This is a genomic window from Leptolyngbya sp. FACHB-261 (assembly GCF_014696065.1).
GTDB lineage: Bacteria > Cyanobacteriota > Cyanobacteriia > FACHB-261 > FACHB-261 > FACHB-261.
In genome coordinates this window covers 98,914-117,813 of sequence record NZ_JACJPL010000016.1, presented here as the reverse complement: position 1 = coordinate 117,813, position 18,900 = coordinate 98,914, and the positions used below count along the sequence as shown (strand labels likewise).

Here is an 18,900-nt window from a genome sequence, read left to right as displayed (position 1 = left end):
CTGCAATTAGCAGAGCTGACCACGACACTAGCAAAGCTGGAGAGCCAGGTATACCAGCAGCAGGCCAGCCAACCTGCGGCTTAAGCCAAGTGTCCTACTGCTGTTCGAGCAATCGGTCGGGCTCGGTAAGAAGGAGCCTGAGCATTCTGATGGGTATTCTGACTTTGCAAGAAGCCGAACGGTTGACTAACAGTGATTAGGAGAGAGTAGTAGAACACCTGAGCTAGAGGTGCTATAGAGATGTAAGCTCTGCTATCAGTGGCATTGGCAGTCATTTTTATGCTGATCAGCTTCGTTGGCTTTAAAGGGGGAGTAGGGAAATCGACTTCTTCTATGCATCTAGCAGGGTATTTGTCAGATCACGGAGGCACGCTGTTGATCGACGGCGATCAGAACCGGACAGCCTTAAATTGGGCTAAGCGTGGGCCGGGGATGCCCTTTAGCTTGGTGGACGAGACGCAAATCCCGGACCTCAACTCTTTCGTGCACGTTGTTGTGGACACTCCAGCTAGGCCAGCTCCTGACGATCTAGAGGATTTAGCCAAGTCTGACCTATGTATCTGCCCAGCGACGCCTTCTGCGCCAGACCTAGAAGCCCTACTTGGTACCATTGACACTCTTTCTAGCCTAGGAGCAAGGTACAAGGTCCTGCTTACCCTCATTCAAGCCTCGACAACGGAAGGAGAGGAAGCTCAGTCTATGCTTGTAGAGAAGGGGATACCCGTCTTTCAGCGACTGATTCGAGGTTTAGCTGTCCATCGCAGAGCAGCAGATCAAGGTTGTCTGGTTCGAGACGCAAAAGACAACCGTGGTAGGCGTGATCCGATGGCAGGCAGAGCATGGGCAGAGTATCGAGCGATTGGTGAAGAGGTGCTGCATGGCTAAACGCTTCGAGGGTGTATTCGCTGGACGACAAGCTCCCCAAGCTTCATTACCCTCAGATCTCCCATCATCGCTGCCTCTTGATCAGATTAAGGATCGATCTCAGGACACCCGTACCCTTAACCAACAACACGTTGTTGCCCTCTCTGAAAGTATTTCTGTTCTCGGTTTAATAGAACCTCTTGTAGTTGATCAAGAAGAAGTTCTATTGGCAGGTGGCCACCGATTGGCGGCTATCAGGCACTTAGCTAAAACCGAACCTGGAACATTCAAACAGCTCTTTGCCAATGGGGTGCCGGTGCGAGTGATGTCCCTCAAGGTTGCTGAGGATCCGGCGCGGGCATTAGAGATTGAGGTAGCTGAAAACGAAAAGCGTCGGGACTACACTCCCGCGGAAGTGCGAGCCTTAGCAGATCGTTTAAGAGAAGCAGGTTATGTTGAGCGTCCCGGACGGCCGGCTAAAGGAGAAAAAGCGCTCAAACCAGCTCTGGAAATCATCGTGGGTAAGAGCCTGAGAACCGTCCAAGCCTACCTAAGTGGAACACCACAGAACCCTGGGCGCAAAACCATGAAACGTTTCATGGTTTCTCCTGACCGTGCCCAATGGCTCAAGGAAGCTGCTCAAACGTTGGGCTGTGAACCAGGTGAGATCCAGGATCTAGCTGTTGATCTACTGATAGCTAAAGCTGGTAAATGGGCTAAGTATGGTAACTTAGCGGATCTGCGGCATCAGCTTGGCGTTTCTGGAACGAAGCAAGGTAAGACAGAGAAGTAGGGCCTGTCAAATAGCTGCTAATGCTGCTAAGAGATAACAATGCATTTAAGTGCCTCCGGGAAATCATGGGCCTTGGGAGAGAGCTAATCTTAGAAAGCATAGTTAGAAACGTCAAGACTACAGGTACAACAGTCCATCTTGAGCTGTTATGACATGGAGATGGGCCTTATATCTTGCGGGGAGGTTGATGTAGCAATCCGACGAAAAGTGCTTTTGATAGTTTAAGGATGCCTGTATCTTCTAGAAAAAGCTGAGTCCCTCAGCTATTCTTGAGGGCCTAATGTTTGCTTCTGGAGGGCACTAGGATGTCTGTGTGGAAACTTACCACTGAATTCACTTTTGACAGTGCCCATTACATCCGTGACTACGATGGTCCTTGTGGTCGGATACATGGACACACATATAAAGTTCAGGTGAAGGCTATTTCTGATCGGCTTCACCCCTCAGAGCGAACGCCTCACGCAGTAATGGTGGCTGACTTCACAACCTTACGGTGGGCTAAAAAAGACGTGACTCAAGGTGGCTTAGACCACTGCTTACTTAACGAAGTTCTACCTAAAGGCTATGAAACCACAGCTGAGATGATCGCTAAGTATATCTACGACGAGACTAAAAAGCGGGTACCAGAGGGTGTACAGCTAAAGGTGATGGTATCAGAAACCCCCAATAGCTGGGTGGAGTATGAGGAATGACTGAGCCTGCAACTATAGCTTATCCCGTCGTAGAGACCTTCCATTCCGTGCAAGGAGAGGGCGCATGGACAGGTGTCAATGCTTTTTTCATTCGTTTAGGGGGGTGTGATGTCGGTTGTTGGTTCTGCGATACCAAAGAGTCTTGGAATTCCGGAGCTCATCCTCAGCACAAGATAACTGACCTAATTGATGAAGTTTGTAGACCGAATCCAGGAATTGTAGTCATCACTGGAGGCGAACCACTCATGCATGACTTGGGCCCTCTCACAGCCCAGCTACGTACAATGGGTCTCCGGGTCCACCTCGAAACCTCTGGAGCATATCCAATAAGTGGGACCTTCGATTGGGTTACATTATCACCTAAGAAAATGAAAGTTCCGCATGAGAGTGTGTACCTTTATGTTGATGAGCTAAAGGTAGTTGTGTCTCACCGAAGTGATCTCGAATGGGCTGAGAAACAGGCAGCTAGAGTACCTTCTACAGCACTAAAGTATCTCCAACCAGAATGGAGTAATCGCGAGCAGAGCACTGCTCTGGCCATTGAGTATGTTTTGACTCATCCTCAGTGGCGGATCAGTCTGCAAACCCACAAGTTTCTAAAGGTGAGGTGAGTCCATAAGCCTCAAAGCCATTGTTCTACTGTCTGTAGCTTTAACTCTGCCACAGTCACCGCCTAGCTATTGCAACTGACTATGAGCTGATTGCTCTTCCGCTCTGCTACTCTGCTACAGCCCGTAGCAGAGTAGCAGTTGCAGGTAGCCTCTCAGATGGTGCAGGAGCCGGGCATTCAGGAACACCGTGTGATTGAGGTTAATCTAGCTGAGTGAGGCAGTCCTAAATTTTAGGGTGCAGTGCCGAGTGATGGGGAAAAACCCAATGAAATTCCCTTGACTTACATACCAAGATGAAACATCTTTATCGCCATTGCCCTTTTGCTAGCTGAAGCCAAGGGGACAGAGACTATCTAGCTATCTAGGAATCAATGCTGTAGACTACTCAGGCTAACCCGACTCTCAGCTAGAGTATCTTAATGCCTATCAGCCGCTTCACTGTCTTCTGAAGTAGGACGGCCTTGAAGGCCAAGCACTGAAGCTCGTCACCTTCTTGGTTCTCGATACCGGCTGATGTCGTACTCAGCCCCTGGAATTACAGGTTCCTATTAAAGTGACCTGGTCTTGCTATCAGGGAGAGGTGGTAATCTCACAGTCTGTGTGATTCTTGCCACATCCGTGATCGAGCATTTATTGAGGTAGGCTTGATCTCGCTACTAAGTAGGACGAGAGCGTTACGGACAGGAAACTTCATGCCTCATCCCCGTGTCTTAGTCATCACCTCCTGCACTGGGGAAAAGCGTTTCAAGCCAAAGAATCAGCTTATCCTGCAGGACTTCAAAGACCCCTTTCGTTTGCATGTTTGTGAGACACGGCTGGCTGAGTTTATTTGCCCTGCAAGGCAGATGTACACAGGAATGCAACATCTCCAAGTAATGGAGGGTGTTCAAATCCTGCGTCAATCACTAGGACAGGAGGCGGTTAAAGTATTCATTCTTTCTGCAGGATATGGATTAATTCCTGAGGACCAAGACATAGCGCCTTACGAGGTGACCTTCAACTCTATGAAGAGTCGTGAGGTGGATGTGTGGGCACAATTTCTGCAAGTGCATAAAGCTCTGGAGAAGGCTATACAGGGCTACGAACTTGTGTTTGTTCTCTTAGGGGAGAACTATCTACGAGCAATCAATCTGCCTATTGAAACTCGGCCTGAACAAACCTTAATTTTTCTAGCTTCAGCAAGAGGAGCAAAAAGCATTCAGGGAATGTCTGCAAAAACTTTTGTTCTTCCCCTATCTAATGTTGATGCTAAACGCTACAGTTACGGGTTGGTAGGTCTCAAAGGCTTTCTTCTCAAACGCTTTGCTGAGGCTACTAGTAAAGAGTTGAACCTGGTCCAGAGCGTTTATGAAACTCCTGAGATTTTTAAACAAGTTATCGAGCGGAGCATAACTCAGCTAGAGTTATCTTTAGGATTCCCCGAGTTGCTGAGTCAGGAAAAAGCGACTGAGAGACAATCCACTGACCAGGCTAAGAAGAGTACGGATGCCGAGTTTCTTGCTATTCCTAATGTCCCTCCTGCTCCCAACTTGCATTTAGGTATGCAGTATTTCATTCCTGAATGGGACGATCGGGTGGATCCAGGTTACAACTTCCTTATTGATAAACTCACGCCCAATCGGGATCCCTATGCTGATGAGATCTATGCTCATGAAATCTATGATTTCCCGAATTATGACGGAATTCTTGTTTCTAAAGTAGTTGTAGATGGTTCCAAGAGAAAGAGATCTCAAATTGAAGCAGTAGGGATTCACAAATTCATCCGCTTTTCTGGAAGGGTCATGGGCGATTGTGGAGCTTTTGGATATATTAAGGAAGAGGTTCCCCCATACAGTACTGATGAGATTTTAAATTATTATCAGGCTCTAGGCTTCAACTTTGGAGTCAGCATCGATCATCTAATTGTAGGTCCATTTGCTGAACCAGGAATTCGAGAAAAACGTTACGAATTAACTCTAGCCAACGCAAAGGAATTTCTCAAGAGACATCAAGATGAAGGTTATACCTTCACTCCAATTGCTGCTGCTCAAGGGTGGGACCCGCAATCCTATGCTGTTGCAGTTAGAGAAATGATTCGAGCGGGGTATGATTACATTGCTTTGGGAGGACTAGCTTACGCTCAGAGCAAAGAAATCATCAAGATCCTTGAAGCTATTTATCCACATTTGACTTCTAAAACTCGTTTACATCTCTTTGGGGTAGGTCGCATCAATGCCATCCCTGCATTCCGTCATCTAGGAGTGACAAGCTTTGATTCAGCAAGCCCATTGCGAAGCGCCTGGCTGGATCCCACTACTAACTATCATGTAGCCTCCGGTAAGAAGTACACCTCCATTCGTGTACCTCAAGCTGATGGCTCTGGAGCACGGATTAAAAATTGTATTGAGTCTGGTGTGGCTGATCGTAAAACCCTTAAAGGGTTTGAACAAGCAACATTGAGTGCTCTTCGGAAGTTTGACATAGGAGAATTGAGCCTAGAAGAAACTTTGGAGGAGCTGCTGAACTACAGTGAACTATTAGAGAAACCCCGCGATAGCAAGTTAGATCCAATCAACCAGATCAAACAACAGAATAAACGCAGGACGAGGTACAGGGAATTACTAGAAGATCGCCCTTGGCAGAGCTGTAATTGCCCAATTTGTCAAAAGATTAAAGTTGAGGTAGTAATTTTCCGGGGAAATGATCGTAACCGGAGACGAGGTTTTCATAATACTTACGTGTTTTACAAGCGATTCAAAGCACTGCTTCAAGAGCTCGGTTTAGGTCGGTAGCATCCAGAGGTTAAGCTGAGTTAACTGATTTTTAGCTTATGGAAAGGCAGTTTCTACCCGTTTTCTCTGCAGATTACTTCAGTTTATTAAAAAAGCTTGAGGCTCTAAAAGGAGAATTTGGTATCCTAGCTCCTAGTACATGCTCGGATAACTTTCTCGCCAGTGTTCGTGCTCTTGGAAAGCCCTACTTCATTGACAGTGGTGTATTTGAAAAACAAAGCCGCCCTTGGTATAAACAGCTTCACTGCGAGTTTACTAACAACCGATGGCTGAGGGAGTTACGCCTCGCAGACGATTTACAGTTACGCCAGCGGATCAAGCTCTTTCTTGATCGTTGTGGAAAATTCAGTCCTGATTACGTCTTTGCACCAGATATCTTTGGTGAGCCTCTATTATCTCTACACTTAGCCAAACTTAGTTGGGAAGAATATTCTTGTAAGTATCGAGCATATACCTTGGTCGGTGTCGTTCAAGTTGGAGCGGTTCTATACAACTGGAGTAGCGAATCCATTCCGCAACAAGATTCCTTATTGCCCCATTACAATTCTCCCAAAAGTTTTTTAGCTTCCCTACTTAGCGCATATCGTGATATAGGCTATCAATATATAGCTCTAGGTGGACTACTGAAAATCGACAACACAATGCCTACAGGGTTGAAGTTTGGGATGTCTAACCAGCAATTGGATGAATTGTTGACATGGAGTAGACCGGAGTTTGTGCTTGGAGGACTTGCCCTAAGCCGAATTGAGATACTGAAGAAACATAAAGTTTGGTCAGATTCAACTAACTGGTTATGGTGGAATCCTCGGTATGATCATCAACGATTTGGTCAGCGAGATGCCCTTCAGGAAGTTCTGGCTTGGTCCTCTCTCTAAGATTACTGTTCATTAAGGCAAGGCCAATGAAATCGCGTAGAATCCTATGCGCTGCATCAATACTTGTTTTTGTGTTTTGGAGAATTGGAACTCCCTGAGACCCGATCGTAGTTACTCCATGTAATTGCCAAAGTGCATTTTCACGGCTCCAATCCATTTCTCCTAACCTAAAGAGCCATTGAGGGAGGTTTCCGGCAGAGATCCCCTCTAGTTGAAGATCATAAGCTAATAAGCCTAGAGCCTGGAAAATAACAGCACTTCCTAATAGTGATTGCTGCCTTTGTTTAATTCGCTTACTACTACTTTGGATTTCCCATGGATCGCCAAGTAGGCTACGTGCCGTCGCAGTCCAAAAACAGGTTGCCCAATAGGTACGCAGTTCTAAGCCATCATCAGATGTTAAGCCTGGAAACATATGTTGAGTAGCTTTAACTAGAGTTGAGAATGTAAGGAGCTTTGCATTATTTCTTCCTAAGCCATTCTCAAACATCTCTACGTTATTGCAGAATGACGGGACTCTTTCTATTAGGGATTTTGCAATCGTGACCTCTAGAGAACGTTGATCAAAAGAATATGACAAGGATGTCCCTGGTCTTTGGGCTAGTAGATTTTGGTCACGAAAGGCTTGACGTTCCATTTCTATGGACAATCCCGAATACAACAACACTCCTACTTCAATTTGAGAAAGAATAGGAAAATGAGCCGGTTGGTTAAACTGGACATCTTCAAGGGCCTTTCTGATTCCAAAGCACCTATGTTGACCATCCGTTAATCGCAACACAACTGAATCGTAAGGCAGAAGAAGGTTGCCGTCTGAATAGTTAGGAGACGGCTGAACATTCACACAAATTGGGGGGAAGAAGGTACTTCCTTTTTGGTAGGTGTCGAGAATGTATCGAGAAATTGACTTGACCCGTGTAGGATTTGTCTTACGTTGAGCGAGATCTGGTAGCTCTGGTTCATTAGGAACGTAGAGGCGGCCATCAGCTAGAAGCCGAGTTATATCCCCGAAGGGGAGACTGCTCAAGTAGCTGACATGCTCGCCCTGGGGGCCACGTTGTACTGGAACGGCTCGTATCACTAACTGCAGCATTGACAACACCCTGTATGCATGTATACATGCTAGCAGCCTTCCTAGCAAAATCACTACAATGCTGGGTTAGGTCAGTAAATCATCAAAAACCTTGCCTCAACCTAAAGTCGTTCGTGTTCCAGACGCACTCTACGAATCTCTACGCCGGATTAGACACTCCCTTGAGCCGCGTTATCAAAGTGCTACGCCGGCGATACAAGATATGGTCAACGTTGCCTTGCAGCAATTCATTAAAGATTGGGAAAACTCTGGGAAGCAATCCAAACTTTTGAGTGATTTATTGGAGCATCGAAAACTGGCTCGCGAAAGAATGGGAGGTAAAAAAATGACGGATTTATAGTGAATGAAGAGTAGGCTTGCTTTTGGCAACGCACTATTTTCAGTTTTGTTTCTAGATCAGCAGCGCACTTATAGTGTAAGGAATAATTGCACTATCTGAGGAGCACTGTTTAGTGAAACTTCTGGAGCTGAAATAATTTTAAAGGAGTTCTATGCTTTCTGCATTTTAAATAGTTCAAAATAAAATGTTGAAGTTCCAGTAATCAGAAACAAAATCTTAATATTTTAGAATGTTTGTACTCCTATAGAAGCACAAGTCAACGTGCTAAATAAATGTGTTCTCTAGCCACTCCATGTGAAAATTCTAACTCAATAGAAGCCGGGAACTTTGTCCGTTCTCGGGACAACACCCTTGGCATAGGAAAGATCACACAAATTTTTGGCTCGGATGCTTGTGTAGAATACTTTTGTTCTTTTGAGAATTTTATCTACTCAACGGTTCCTCTACGCTCGCTTGAGCTGATCTTTCTTCAGCGTCATACCCGTTGCTATCTCAGATTGGAAGAACATGAGACCTGGCAAGTGGGCAGAATTTCTACTTGGCACAGTGAAGATTGCCGCTACGAAGTTCATCTACCTAATAAGAGGTTTTGCTACGCTACTGCAGAAGAGGTTTACGTCCGTTGTGATCTCCCTATTGAGGATCCCATTGAAGTTCTTATCATGAAGGGGCAGGAAACACCCTTTTTCCATGCTCTTCGCTCTGCTTTTGTTCGCTGTCTCATTGAGCAACGTGCAGTTAGTCGCGGGATGCCTGGGCTTTTCTCGGCCAGCATTGAATTATACAGGCACCAAGTTGAAGTAGTGAGGCGGGTTTTAGAGGACCCAGTACAGAGATATCTACTGGCAGATGAAGTTGGATTGGGTAAGACAATCGAAGCAGGGACAATTTTGCGGCAATACCTGTTGGATGAGCCTAATGGGCAGGCAGTAGTGGTTGTTCCTCGTCCTTTGCTTAAGCAATGGCAGCAGGAGTTAGAAAGCAAATTTCATTTGACTGACGAAGTAAAACTGCTCACAGTTGAGGACCTTCCTACTTATCACTGTGCTACCTCACCTAACTTCCTGATTCTAGATGAAGCGCAGCATATTGCTGCGCTAGCACAATCCACTGATCCACAACAGCAGAAGTGCTTTGCAATCACCCAGGGGCTTGCACACAAAGCAGACCGCCTTTTACTTCTTTCTGCCACACCTGCGCTCAACCATGAGCAGACTTTTTTAGCGATGTTGCATCTTCTTGACCCAACCACATACCGCCTTGACGATGTTGCAGGTTTCAAAGAGCGTGTTCACTTGCGTCAGGATGTTGGTCGAGTACTCCTTTCCTTCAAGGAGAGTGCCTCGCCCTTTGTTCTTAAAAAGAGTCTTGGTAACTTGCGGAGCCTTTTTGCCCGAGATCCTCGTCTATTAGCTCTGGCTGAGCGACTTGAATCTCTTCTAAGCTCACCGAAGGTTGATTTAATTGAGCGAGGAAGAGTGATTCACTCTATCCGCACCCATATCAGCGATATGTATCGTCTCCATCGCCGTATGTTGCGCAACCGACGCGATACTGTGGAAGATGTTTTATTAGACCAATCCGGGGCAACCCTTCAGGTAGAGTATGACCTGGATGAGCGAGCGCCCAATATTCATGAGTATCTAGATGAATGGCGCATCCGGGCAATCGGGGCCACAAGAGAAGAGGGTGATCCTTACTATCAGCACCTCCATCAAGTGTTTCTGCTACTGTTTTGTACTAGTGGAACTTGGTTAGCGATTTTAGAATGGGTAGTTCTGGCGCGGCTCAAGCGTACTGCCCTGCCCGCTCTTATCAAAGAACTGGGCTCAGAAGCAGTTGATTTATTACTGAAAACCCCCCAATTTCCTGGTGAAGTCGAGATCCTTCAAGCTCTGCTTGATGTGCTTCAACAACCCTCTGAGGAGGGCGATCGCATCGAGCATCTTCAACTGGTTCTGAAGAACTGTGTTAGGAACCATAGGGGAAAACCTCCCAAAATTGTGGTCTTCACAAGCTTCACCCATACCTGCCAGGAACTAGTGCAACAATTGTCGAGCGTATTTGGAAGGCAGTCGATTGCCAGTTATCGAATTGGGCAATCCGTTGATCAGGTGGAAGAGAACACCAATCAGTTTAGAGATGACCCCAATTGTTTTGTCCTAATTTGTGATACTTCTGGCGAAGAAGGACATAATCTGCAATTTGCCGATTGGCTGATTCACTTTGATCTTCCTTTATCTCCTAATCGATTAGAGCAACGGAATGGCCGTCTGAATCGAATTGGGCGTAACCGTTTGCTACAGTTTGTTGTCTTTGCAGGAGCTGATACCAGTGACAGCATTCATGGTGAATGGTATCGGCTCTTGCAAGAAGGCTTTAAAATCTTTCAAGGATCGATTTCCAGTCTTCAGTTTTACGTAGACAGAAAGTTACCTGAAATAGAAGCCACTCTATTCCAGTTGGGTGCCTATGGCTTCACTGGGGCGATTCAATTAATTAACGAGGAAATTGCTGCCGAAAAAGTCAGCATTGATGAGCAAAATGCGCTCGATGAAATTGATGCTTTGGGAGAAAACGCAACTCAATACTTTAAAGCTTTGGATGACTATGATGCCCATCATCAGGACATTCAAAAGGCTGTAGAAGGGTGGATTTGTCGCGCCCTGATGTTTAGAAGCCATCGAGATGATAATGAGCCAGGGATTGTCCGCTACAAACGAACTTCCAGAACTCTAGTGCCAGCTGATGACTTGATTAAGTATTTTAAGGGCTACATCAACCAACCCGGAACCTATCAACGGCGTAAAGCAATACAGCACCCAGAGGCTATGTTGTATCGTATTGGCGAAGGTTTGATTGAGACTTTAAAGGACTACATTCATTGGGACGACCGGGGGCGAGCATTTGCTATGTGGCGGCACGATGAAACCTGGTCAGAAGAGGAAGGCATGGAATGGATAGGTTTCCGCTTTGATTATGTCATTGAAGCAGATTTAGCCTTAGTGGATGGAGTATTTCAGCAACACAACTGGAAGCATGCAAGCCAAGCAGCTTTGAAGCGACGCATGGATGCCATCTTCCCACCAGTAATAGAAACTATCTTTTTAGATACTCGGATGAACGTTGTAGACAATCCGCAGCTTTTAAATATCCTGCAACGCTCCTACTCAGATAAACGAAAGCCGACTCATGACTACAGCCTCGGCAAAGGGAGATTGCAGGTCATTGATGAGTTTGTGAGCCGGGATGATTGGACAAAACTCTGTCGAACATCGCGTGAACAGTCCGAATCACTGCTGCGACAGCACCCTAATTTTTGCGATCGCTGTCAGCACTATGCAACGCAAGCAGAGCAGCAGTTGGGTGATCGACTAGAGCAGCTTCAACTTCGCTTGGAACGGCAAGCCCAAATCAATGGAGACACATCGCTGGCGCTAGAAGTTGAGATTGAACGTACATTAAAGCAGGTTTTGATAACTGGGACTCGCCATCCTCACATTCGACTTGATTCTATTGGATTTTACATTGTTTCAGGGCGGGCGCCTTCTCAAGATGTTGAGGAAGAAAATGGGTTATGAGTTTTCAGAAAATTTACGACTATCTCAGCCAAGCTTCCAACCTTAATCTGGATGATCTAACAGGTTTTGAGTCTTGCCAACAGCGTTTGCTTAATGCTTTAGAAAACTCCACTGCCCAACTTGGTATTGGCGATACTGTTGCATTAATTAGGCACGTATTAAGGCATGAAGCGGAACTGCAAGGGGGTGTTTCACCAACAATCAAGGTGCCTCGAACACTACCCTTCCCAACACACCGAAAAGTCTGGGAACTAAGCAGCATGGATGTTTTGACTGAAAAACCTGATTTCTTTGTGTTGAGCGCTCGTCCTTGGAAGCCAGAATGGTTATCAGATTCAGAGACAGCTTCTCCTGAACCTCCTCTCTCAGAGAACAAAGCAAAACGCCGCAATAATTCCTCAGTAATTGGTGACCCCTTTTTATCGCTGTTAGGGCATGAAACCTATCAGAGTGTGGGACAACGCGAAGCCGTTCGAGCAATTCTGACGTCTCCTCCAGGAGCTACGCTAGTTGTTAATTTACCAACGGGTTCTGGGAAAAGCTTGTGTGCCCACTTACCAGCCCAATTAAGATCAGATCCAGTGGGGGTCACAATCGTAGTTGTCCCGACGGTGGCATTAGCAATTGATCAAGAACGAGCATTTCGGGAAAAAACTGGAATCAGCTATGCTACTGCTTACTACAGCGATAATTCTATAGATGGACAGGAACGCCGTGATGAAATTCGCGATCGCATCCGTCAAGGAACCCAGTCGATTATTTTCACCTCTCCAGAGGGCTTGATTGAGTCGCTGTCGCCCAGCGTTTATCAAGCAGCACGGCAGGAGTTTCTCAGATATTTCATCATAGACGAGGCTCACATCGTTGAGCAATGGGGAGACGAGTTTCGCCCTGAATTTCAGGAACTCGCTGGATTCCGCAGAGATCTGCTGCGTCTGACATCATTTCCAACACTACTACTAACCGCGACGGTTACTGAATCCTGTCTGGACACGTTAGAAACACTGTTTGGGCAACCGGGGACTTTCCAGGTTGTCTCATCAGTTCAATTGCGACCAGAGCCTGCCTATTGGTTTGCCTGGTGTTCCAGTTGGGAAGAAAGACGACAGCGTTTAATTGAAGCGCTGCATAATCTCCCGCGTCCACTCATCATTTATGGCAGCAAAGTAGCAGATGTGGATCGTTGGTACAGCGAGCTTCAGCGTGCAGGCTTCAAGCGTATTGCGAAGATGACTGGCAAATCGAAGCAGCAAGACCGTTGGCAACTTCTAGAGGCTTGGAGAAATCGACAAATCGATGTTGTCGTAGCAACTTCAGCGTTTGGTTTAGGGGTAGATTTACCGGATGTTCGCGCTGTTATTCATGTGTGTATTCCTGAAACCATCGATCGCTTCTATCAAGAAGTTGGGCGAGGGGGCAGAGATGGGAAGGCAACTCTATCCCTAACGCTATATACCCAGTCAGACTATGATGTAGCCTTCAACCTGAACGAAATTACCTACATTTCATCCGAGAAAGGTAGAAGCCGCTGGGAAGAAATGTTCGCTCGAAAATCACGGCTACCTGATGGGCGATTTCAGGTGCCTATCAACGTCCTACCGTCCTACAACCTCGACCTCGATCCATCTAGCACAGGCAACCAGGACTGGAACATCCGGACACTAACGTTGATGAGCCGGGCTGGTTTGCTTGAAATTGACGCAGAACCACCCCCTCAACGAACAAATTTTGATTCAGAGGAAGCCTATAAAAAGGCTCTTGAGCACCATCGAAGCCTACGCACGGTCAAGATTCTAAACGATGCTCACTTATCCCCCGAGACATGGAATCAGTTCGTCGAACCCGCCCGTAGTCAACGCCAGTGGTGGGCTGAACGCACTCTAAAGCTCATGCGAGAGGCATTACGACCTCAACAATGTATCTCTGAAATCTTCTCAGAAACGTACAGTATCCCAGCACGTGAGTCACCTTACCGCAACCGAGTTCATGTGGAGCGATCGTGTGGTGGTTGCCCGGTTTGCCGAGCGCAAGGAGTTGAACCGTTTGCTGGCGGCATTCCATTACCAGCACCTGTATGGGATAAGCCAAGCTTCTGCTTAGATGAACCGCTTCAAAAGTTGTTGGATGGAGAATCACTGCTGCTTGTGTTTTACTCAGCATTTGAAGATAAACGATCAGAGCGTAATCGCGATCGCCTTTTTAAGTGGTTGATTAATCAAGGGATTCAAAATGTTGTTGCACCCACAGCACTACATAAAGCCTTTACTAAACAATCAGGCAAGAATGTCATTTTTCTATTTGAGGAATATCGTCCCCTTCAGATGTTCAAAGTTCCAACATTAATCTTTCACGCTGAGGGCAAGCCTCTGTCAGTTCGATATCTCTTAGCACCGGAGATGGGAGTTCCTCGCATCATCCTTCTACCAGAAAATACGCCTGATCCAACTGCTAATCATCGCCAACTCAAAGATGTTTTCAATGGTCGTAACTTCTACTTTGAATTTCTTTGCGGGGAGCTAGGATTATGAGTGTTTTAAAGGAAGGTGCCTACACAGTTCCCAGTCGTGTCATTGGAATTTACAACTATCTCATCAAGGCTAAAGGTCATCAAGAGAATCGAGAGAAGCTTTATCAAGTTCTGTCTCCTATAAGTCTTTTGATGAGCCTAAACAAAAAGAAACAAGATGTTTCCAGTAATCTTGATGAGATACCAGAAGAGGAAATTAAGAAAGATCCTCATAAAATGATTAAAGCTGTTACCAGACAGTGTATTAATATGGGACTTCTGATTGAGGACGATGCGAGTATCAAGCTTAATCCAGAAATCAATAAAAAAGATTCATTGCCGTCTATTGTTGTCAATCTTTTTCTGTCGCCAGACAATTGCGAAAATCACGATTTTGCCAGAGTTATAGCTTGGTATTTAGCTCAGAATTTTTATGATGCACCTGGAAACTGGGAAGAGACAGAGACACAATTACGTCAACAAGTTGGCGATGGATTACTTGAACTTAATGATACTCGTTATGGACAGTTTGAGGATTGGAGTTGTTATTTAGGATTTTGTTGGCGAAATTCTTTGTCCAAAAAACCAGTCTTAGTTCCAGATCCTACAGTTTATCTGAGGTATAACCTGAAACGACTATTTAATAACCAAGTTAACCAGCAACTCCCTTTAGCAGAATTCATTAATCGACTGGGAAAATACTGTCCCATATTTGAGACAGGTCAGTTTCGTGAGGAAATCGAACAGCAAATTGAATTAAGAGAACCAAATCATCTTTCAGGTGTCACGTCAATTGCTCTACGTCGTTTAGAAGATGAAGGAAGCATTAGGCTAGAGAAACTTTCAGATGCACCAGTATTGCTATTAACCGCTGGCTTTGGAGATCCAGGTATCTCCCATATTACGTGGCTTGGCAGTAAAACAAATGGAGGACAGTCATGACATTCAGCAAGTATGTATGCTGGAAAACAGATATGGTTCGCCAAGTCATGGATGTCGAGGCGACTCAACCGGAAGATCACATTTTTTTAGCGACACATCATCCCACTAAAATGTATCGCCAGAATCTCACGGAGGCACAATCACGTATCCCATACGATGGAGAGAGACTTTTAAAGGATTTTTTAGAAACACCAGATTTTGCTTTTGTGCCAATTCTAGGTACTTCCGGTACTGGGAAATCACATCTGATTCGCTGGCTATACACCCGTCTTAAGGGCATCCGTAAAGAGCCTCATTACCGAGTTCTGTTGATTCCAAAAGTAGGGACAAACCTGAGAGACATTCTTGAACGAATCTTGACTGGTATTGAAGGCTCCGAGTTTGATGAGTACCGGAGCCGTTTACGGCAGGCGACAAATACTTTAACAGAAGCTGAAGCACGTGAACAACTGCTGGCAAACTTAGCGATTTCTGTTGGTTTGAGTGGGAAAAGTAATATTTCATACCTCTCAGAAATAGAATATGAAGTTGCAAAAGGATTGCCAGATTTATTACGCGATCCATACTTTACTGAACAATTTTGGTTAAAGCCTAAAGGCATTATTGAGCGCCTAGTGACTCACATCTTAGGTACTCAGAACCGTGTTGAAGATGTAGAAGAACGACGCGGTTTTTCAGTCGAAGATTTGCCTACGGGAATTCTTAATAGAGAGAGGGCAAGTGAAAAAGCCCGTGACTTCTATACCCATCTCGATAACGACTTTATTCCCAAACAGGAGGTCGTCGAATGGTTAAACAGGCATTTAGACGCAGCGATCGCGAAAGTGCTTAATCTAGGTCGTGAAGATCTGCAGCGACTTATGCTGGATGTGCGTCGTGCCTTAGCAAGACAAGGAGTAGAACTAATTCTACTGATTGAAGATTTTGCCAAACTTCAAGGAATCGATCGCGAAGTTTTGGAAGCTGTACTCGCACGGCCTCAACAGATTGAAGGGGAACCCCTCTGTGCAATGCGAACAGCGCTAGCTTGTACAACAGGCTACTTCCAAGGCTTGATTGACACAGTTCGTACCCGCACAGATTTTAGTGTGAATCTGGACATTGAGACTGTCGATGAGCAATCCCTAGTAACTCAAACGGATGTGCAACAATTAGCATCTCGCTATCTCAACGCAGCTCGGCTTAGCAATGAAGAGATTCAGGCATGGCTAAGAGATACGGATGAAGAGACGGGGCAACCTTACCATTCCGTGCCAAATGCTTGCCTGGATTGTGACTACAGACCTGCCTGTCACGCTGGTTTTGGGCAAATTGATGGTGTTGGCCTGTATCCTTTTAACGCTAAAGCCATTGAGCGAATGCGCGCTCGCGTGAATACAGGAGTGTTCAATCCTCGCACTTTGATCAAGAATGTACTGAGGTACATCTTGGAGTATCACCGGTCTGACCTTGAGGAAGGGCGTTTTCCCTCCCCCTTGTTACTGGCTCACTTCAGAGGAAGTCCGCTTAGTACGATAATCACTCAAAATATTAAGAGTACAGATACTCCTGACAATGCTTCCCGTAGGGAAGCCCTACTCAACCTTTGGACAGACGGTAGTGAATTATGTGATCTTCCGCCTGAGGTTCACGCAGCGTTTGATTTGCGTCCACTAGGTATTCAAGTTCAAAAACCAGTTATCACGACGACTTCAACCCGAGCTAAGACCGTCACAGCTACCTTTGTTGTTACCCCTACTACAGTTACTCCGACGACTCCAGTAGTTGAGGCGATAGGAACAGTCAGTCTTCCCACCAAGTTGGCTGAACAACTTCAAGCGTTAGATGAATGGCGAACAGGCACCCCACTGCCCCAGTTGGTTGCTCAAGCTCTTCGCCCTCTCGTTTTTGATGCAATCAATACAAGAACTGATTGGGCTGCTGCCTTGCTACTCCGCAATCAGTTCGTGGAGAAGGCATTTAAATCTACCAACATTGTTTTTCGCAATGATTTCAAAGGTAGAAATGCTAGTTCGTCTGATAATGCGTCATTACGGCTCACAAAAGGTATCAATTTGATCCTTCCTGCCGAGGATTCCGACTTAGGGGACACCACTTTCACCCTTCAAGCGATTCTCCTGTATCATCACTACAAGCATTGGCGGTTTGACAACGGAGCGGCTTACTTCCGTACCTACGCAAGAAAGTTAGAGGAGTGGAGCAACTTCGTTCTAAGTGAGATTCCTAAGATTCCGGCGAAATCGAGTACTGTTTTGGATCCTGTGCCAGCAGTTGTAGAGCTTTTAGCGATCGCAAGCCGAATGGCAGGACGTTCTACAGAATCTCTAGAGAAGCGCATTAACGCTATCTTCATGGATTTAGAAAAGGTTGATGTTGCTCACCGTGCCGACAGTTGGCAGAAGTTGTTTAACACACTAAAGAAGCATCAACCTAAGCTACGGGAGATTCTCGATGCTCGAATTCCCTGTACAAAAGGAGGCTCCACTCGACTTCAAGTAATTGATACAGCACAACTTCTGACTCCTCTTAATGAGATTGTCAAAGATTGGCAACCAAAAGTAAACGTTTCGGAAGTCAGTATTAATCCACCTTTTGATGTCATTGGTGAAACACGTAAAGCAGTAGACACACTTTTAGATCAGGCCGTTCGGGAGGAGCAAGAGCGACAACTTGCGTTCTATCAACAGGTTGTACAGGAATTAGGAGAAGATTTTTCTAAGCAGAACATAATTAGCTCACTTGAACAAGCAGTGGCTCAAGCAAAAAATGCGGGGGTTTTCCGTTCACCGAACTCAGCAAGTTTAGAGGCAGCGATTAATGATTTTCGAGGTGCTCAGTTAAATGCATATCTGAAGTCAATGCGAGACATTCAAGGGGAGGAAGATATCGGAGTTCTTCTTTCACAACTAAGTACAATTTCCCCAAAGCCAGTTGAAATTTTATCCAATTTCTTGAAGCAGGCAAAGGAGTTTTTGGGACGCTCACTTACTGCTGCAACTACAGAGATTGAAAACTTACGAGCTACAGGTAGTAGTGATCTCGAATCAACCTATTTAGCCACTGAGAACTCACTCCAAGAACTTCAAAATTTAGCGAATGAAATAAAGGGAGAAGCCCAATGCTAATAGATGAATGTACACAGTTAACCAAATTAGCACAGGATGTGACTGATCTTAAAAAATATGCCGCTGATTTAGGTAAGTTCCGCGATCGCCTGAGTAAGATTAAGCCTTTAGTTGAAGAGTTGAGTTCTATAGAAACTGCTACAAAAGCATTTCGTGAAAAAGGATTAATGGATTTTGATTTCAGCCATAAAACTGATGCTTTACTCGGAGAAACCGCTTTCGTTCTGTCAAAGTTTCAAAAAGATCGGGGTTGGTTAATTGAAGAGTTTAAAGGTAAATCTTTCCAGAAATTTGAATCAAAAATTGCTGATCTAAAAAATGAACTAGAAACATATTTTCAGGAAGTTTGGATAACTTACAAAAGACAAAAGCTACCTAAAACTAATCCTGATTTGCTAGAGCTATTAGAAAAGGATCAGGGTTGGAAAATAAAGGTTCAAAGAGTCAAGAGCCGTCTTGCAAAGATCAATGCAGTTGCTTTTCCACAAGATTCAGGTCAGTTTCAGAAAATTGACCAGGAAATTGCTCTTCTTGTCTCAGAATGGAACAGTCTTAGTTCTGGTGAGGTACCCATAGCCGTTCAAGATTTTCTAAAAGCTGCCACTACTCATGGAGCCACTCTTGATCGTTTCACTCCAGAGATCAAGGCTTGGCTGGATGAAAAAGGTCTTAGCCGATTCTTTTACATTCGTGTCTCTAATTAAGTC

At 45.4% G+C, this 18,900-nt stretch carries 14 protein-coding genes and 1 pseudogene; 14 read left to right on the top strand and 1 reads right to left on the bottom strand.

The features are described 5' to 3' along the window. From H6F94_RS31960 to H6F94_RS09120, 8 genes and pseudogenes are all read left to right on the top strand, one after another. Positions 1 to 200, top strand: a 200-nt coding sequence (locus H6F94_RS31960; RefSeq protein ID WP_206757711.1) for a hypothetical protein, incomplete at its 5' end; no start/stop codon positions are given. 79 nt (positions 201 to 279) lie between these two features. Further along, a complete protein-coding gene (locus tag H6F94_RS09145) occupies positions 280 to 885 on the top strand; it encodes a ParA family protein (protein WP_190801929.1) in 606 nt (201 codons plus the stop codon). Beyond that, the gene (locus H6F94_RS09140; RefSeq protein WP_190801928.1) at positions 878 to 1,657 is read left to right on the top strand and encodes a ParB/RepB/Spo0J family partition protein; all 780 of its coding nucleotides are present in this window, start codon (positions 878 to 880) and stop codon (positions 1,655 to 1,657) included. The genes H6F94_RS09145 and H6F94_RS09140 overlap by 8 nt, the downstream gene beginning before the upstream one ends. 305 nt (positions 1,658 to 1,962) lie before the next feature. Beyond that, positions 1,963 to 2,349 carry a 6-pyruvoyl trahydropterin synthase family protein gene (locus H6F94_RS09135; RefSeq protein ID WP_190801927.1) on the top strand — a complete coding sequence of 129 codons (387 nt, stop codon included), beginning with the start codon at positions 1,963 to 1,965 and terminating at the stop codon, positions 2,347 to 2,349. Next, positions 2,346 to 2,660: pseudogene (locus tag H6F94_RS32215) on the top strand (radical SAM protein); the annotation flags it as partial. The gene H6F94_RS09135 and the pseudogene H6F94_RS32215, both read left to right, overlap by 4 nt. Before the next feature lie 57 nt (positions 2,661 to 2,717). Then, positions 2,718 to 2,960, top strand: coding sequence for a radical SAM family protein (locus H6F94_RS32210; protein ID WP_242041083.1), 243 nt, complete (start codon positions 2,718 to 2,720; stop codon positions 2,958 to 2,960). 692 nt (positions 2,961 to 3,652) lie between these two features. Continuing rightward, positions 3,653 to 5,731 (top strand): tRNA-guanine transglycosylase DpdA, encoded by a 2,079-nt coding sequence (gene dpdA / locus H6F94_RS09125; RefSeq protein WP_190801925.1) that lies wholly within the window; start codon positions 3,653 to 3,655, stop codon positions 5,729 to 5,731. Between the two features lie 38 nt (positions 5,732 to 5,769). Further along, entirely contained in the window at positions 5,770 to 6,606 is an 837-nt protein-coding gene (locus H6F94_RS09120) for a hypothetical protein (protein WP_190801924.1), read from the top strand. Here H6F94_RS09120 and H6F94_RS09115 read toward each other — a convergent pair. Further along, on the bottom strand, positions 6,515 to 7,699 hold the full coding sequence (locus H6F94_RS09115; protein ID WP_199320309.1) for a DNA sulfur modification protein DndB: 1,185 nt from the start codon (positions 7,697 to 7,699) through the stop codon (positions 6,515 to 6,517). The two genes, H6F94_RS09120 and H6F94_RS09115, sit on opposite strands and share 92 nt — an antisense overlap. 91 nt (positions 7,700 to 7,790) lie before the next feature. On the opposite strand from H6F94_RS09115, the gene H6F94_RS09110 reads away from it, so the two are divergent. The 6 genes from H6F94_RS09110 to H6F94_RS09085 all read left to right on the top strand — a co-directional run bounded on the left by H6F94_RS09110 (position 7,791) and on the right by H6F94_RS09085 (position 18,897). Further along, entirely contained in the window at positions 7,791 to 8,039 is a 249-nt protein-coding gene (locus H6F94_RS09110) for a hypothetical protein (protein ID WP_190801923.1), read from the top strand. 272 nt (positions 8,040 to 8,311) lie between these two features. Continuing rightward, positions 8,312 to 11,620, top strand: coding sequence for a protein DpdE (dpdE, locus tag H6F94_RS09105; protein ID WP_190801922.1), 3,309 nt, complete (start codon positions 8,312 to 8,314; stop codon positions 11,618 to 11,620). Further along, entirely contained in the window at positions 11,617 to 14,148 is a 2,532-nt protein-coding gene (gene dpdF / locus H6F94_RS09100) for a protein DpdF (protein WP_190801921.1), read from the top strand. The genes dpdE and dpdF overlap by 4 nt, the downstream gene beginning before the upstream one ends. Next, positions 14,145 to 15,068, top strand: a complete 924-nt coding sequence (gene dpdG, locus H6F94_RS09095) for a protein DpdG (protein WP_190801920.1) — start codon at positions 14,145 to 14,147, stop codon at positions 15,066 to 15,068. The genes dpdF and dpdG overlap by 4 nt, the downstream gene beginning before the upstream one ends. Further along, on the top strand, positions 15,065 to 18,193 hold the full coding sequence (gene dpdH, locus H6F94_RS09090; protein ID WP_190801919.1) for a protein DpdH: 3,129 nt from the start codon (positions 15,065 to 15,067) through the stop codon (positions 18,191 to 18,193). The genes dpdG and dpdH overlap by 4 nt, the downstream gene beginning before the upstream one ends. Next, positions 18,187 to 18,897, top strand: a complete 711-nt coding sequence (locus H6F94_RS09085; protein ID WP_190801918.1) for a hypothetical protein — start codon at positions 18,187 to 18,189, stop codon at positions 18,895 to 18,897. The genes dpdH and H6F94_RS09085 overlap by 7 nt, the downstream gene beginning before the upstream one ends. Positions 18,898 to 18,900: the final 3 nt, after the last annotated feature.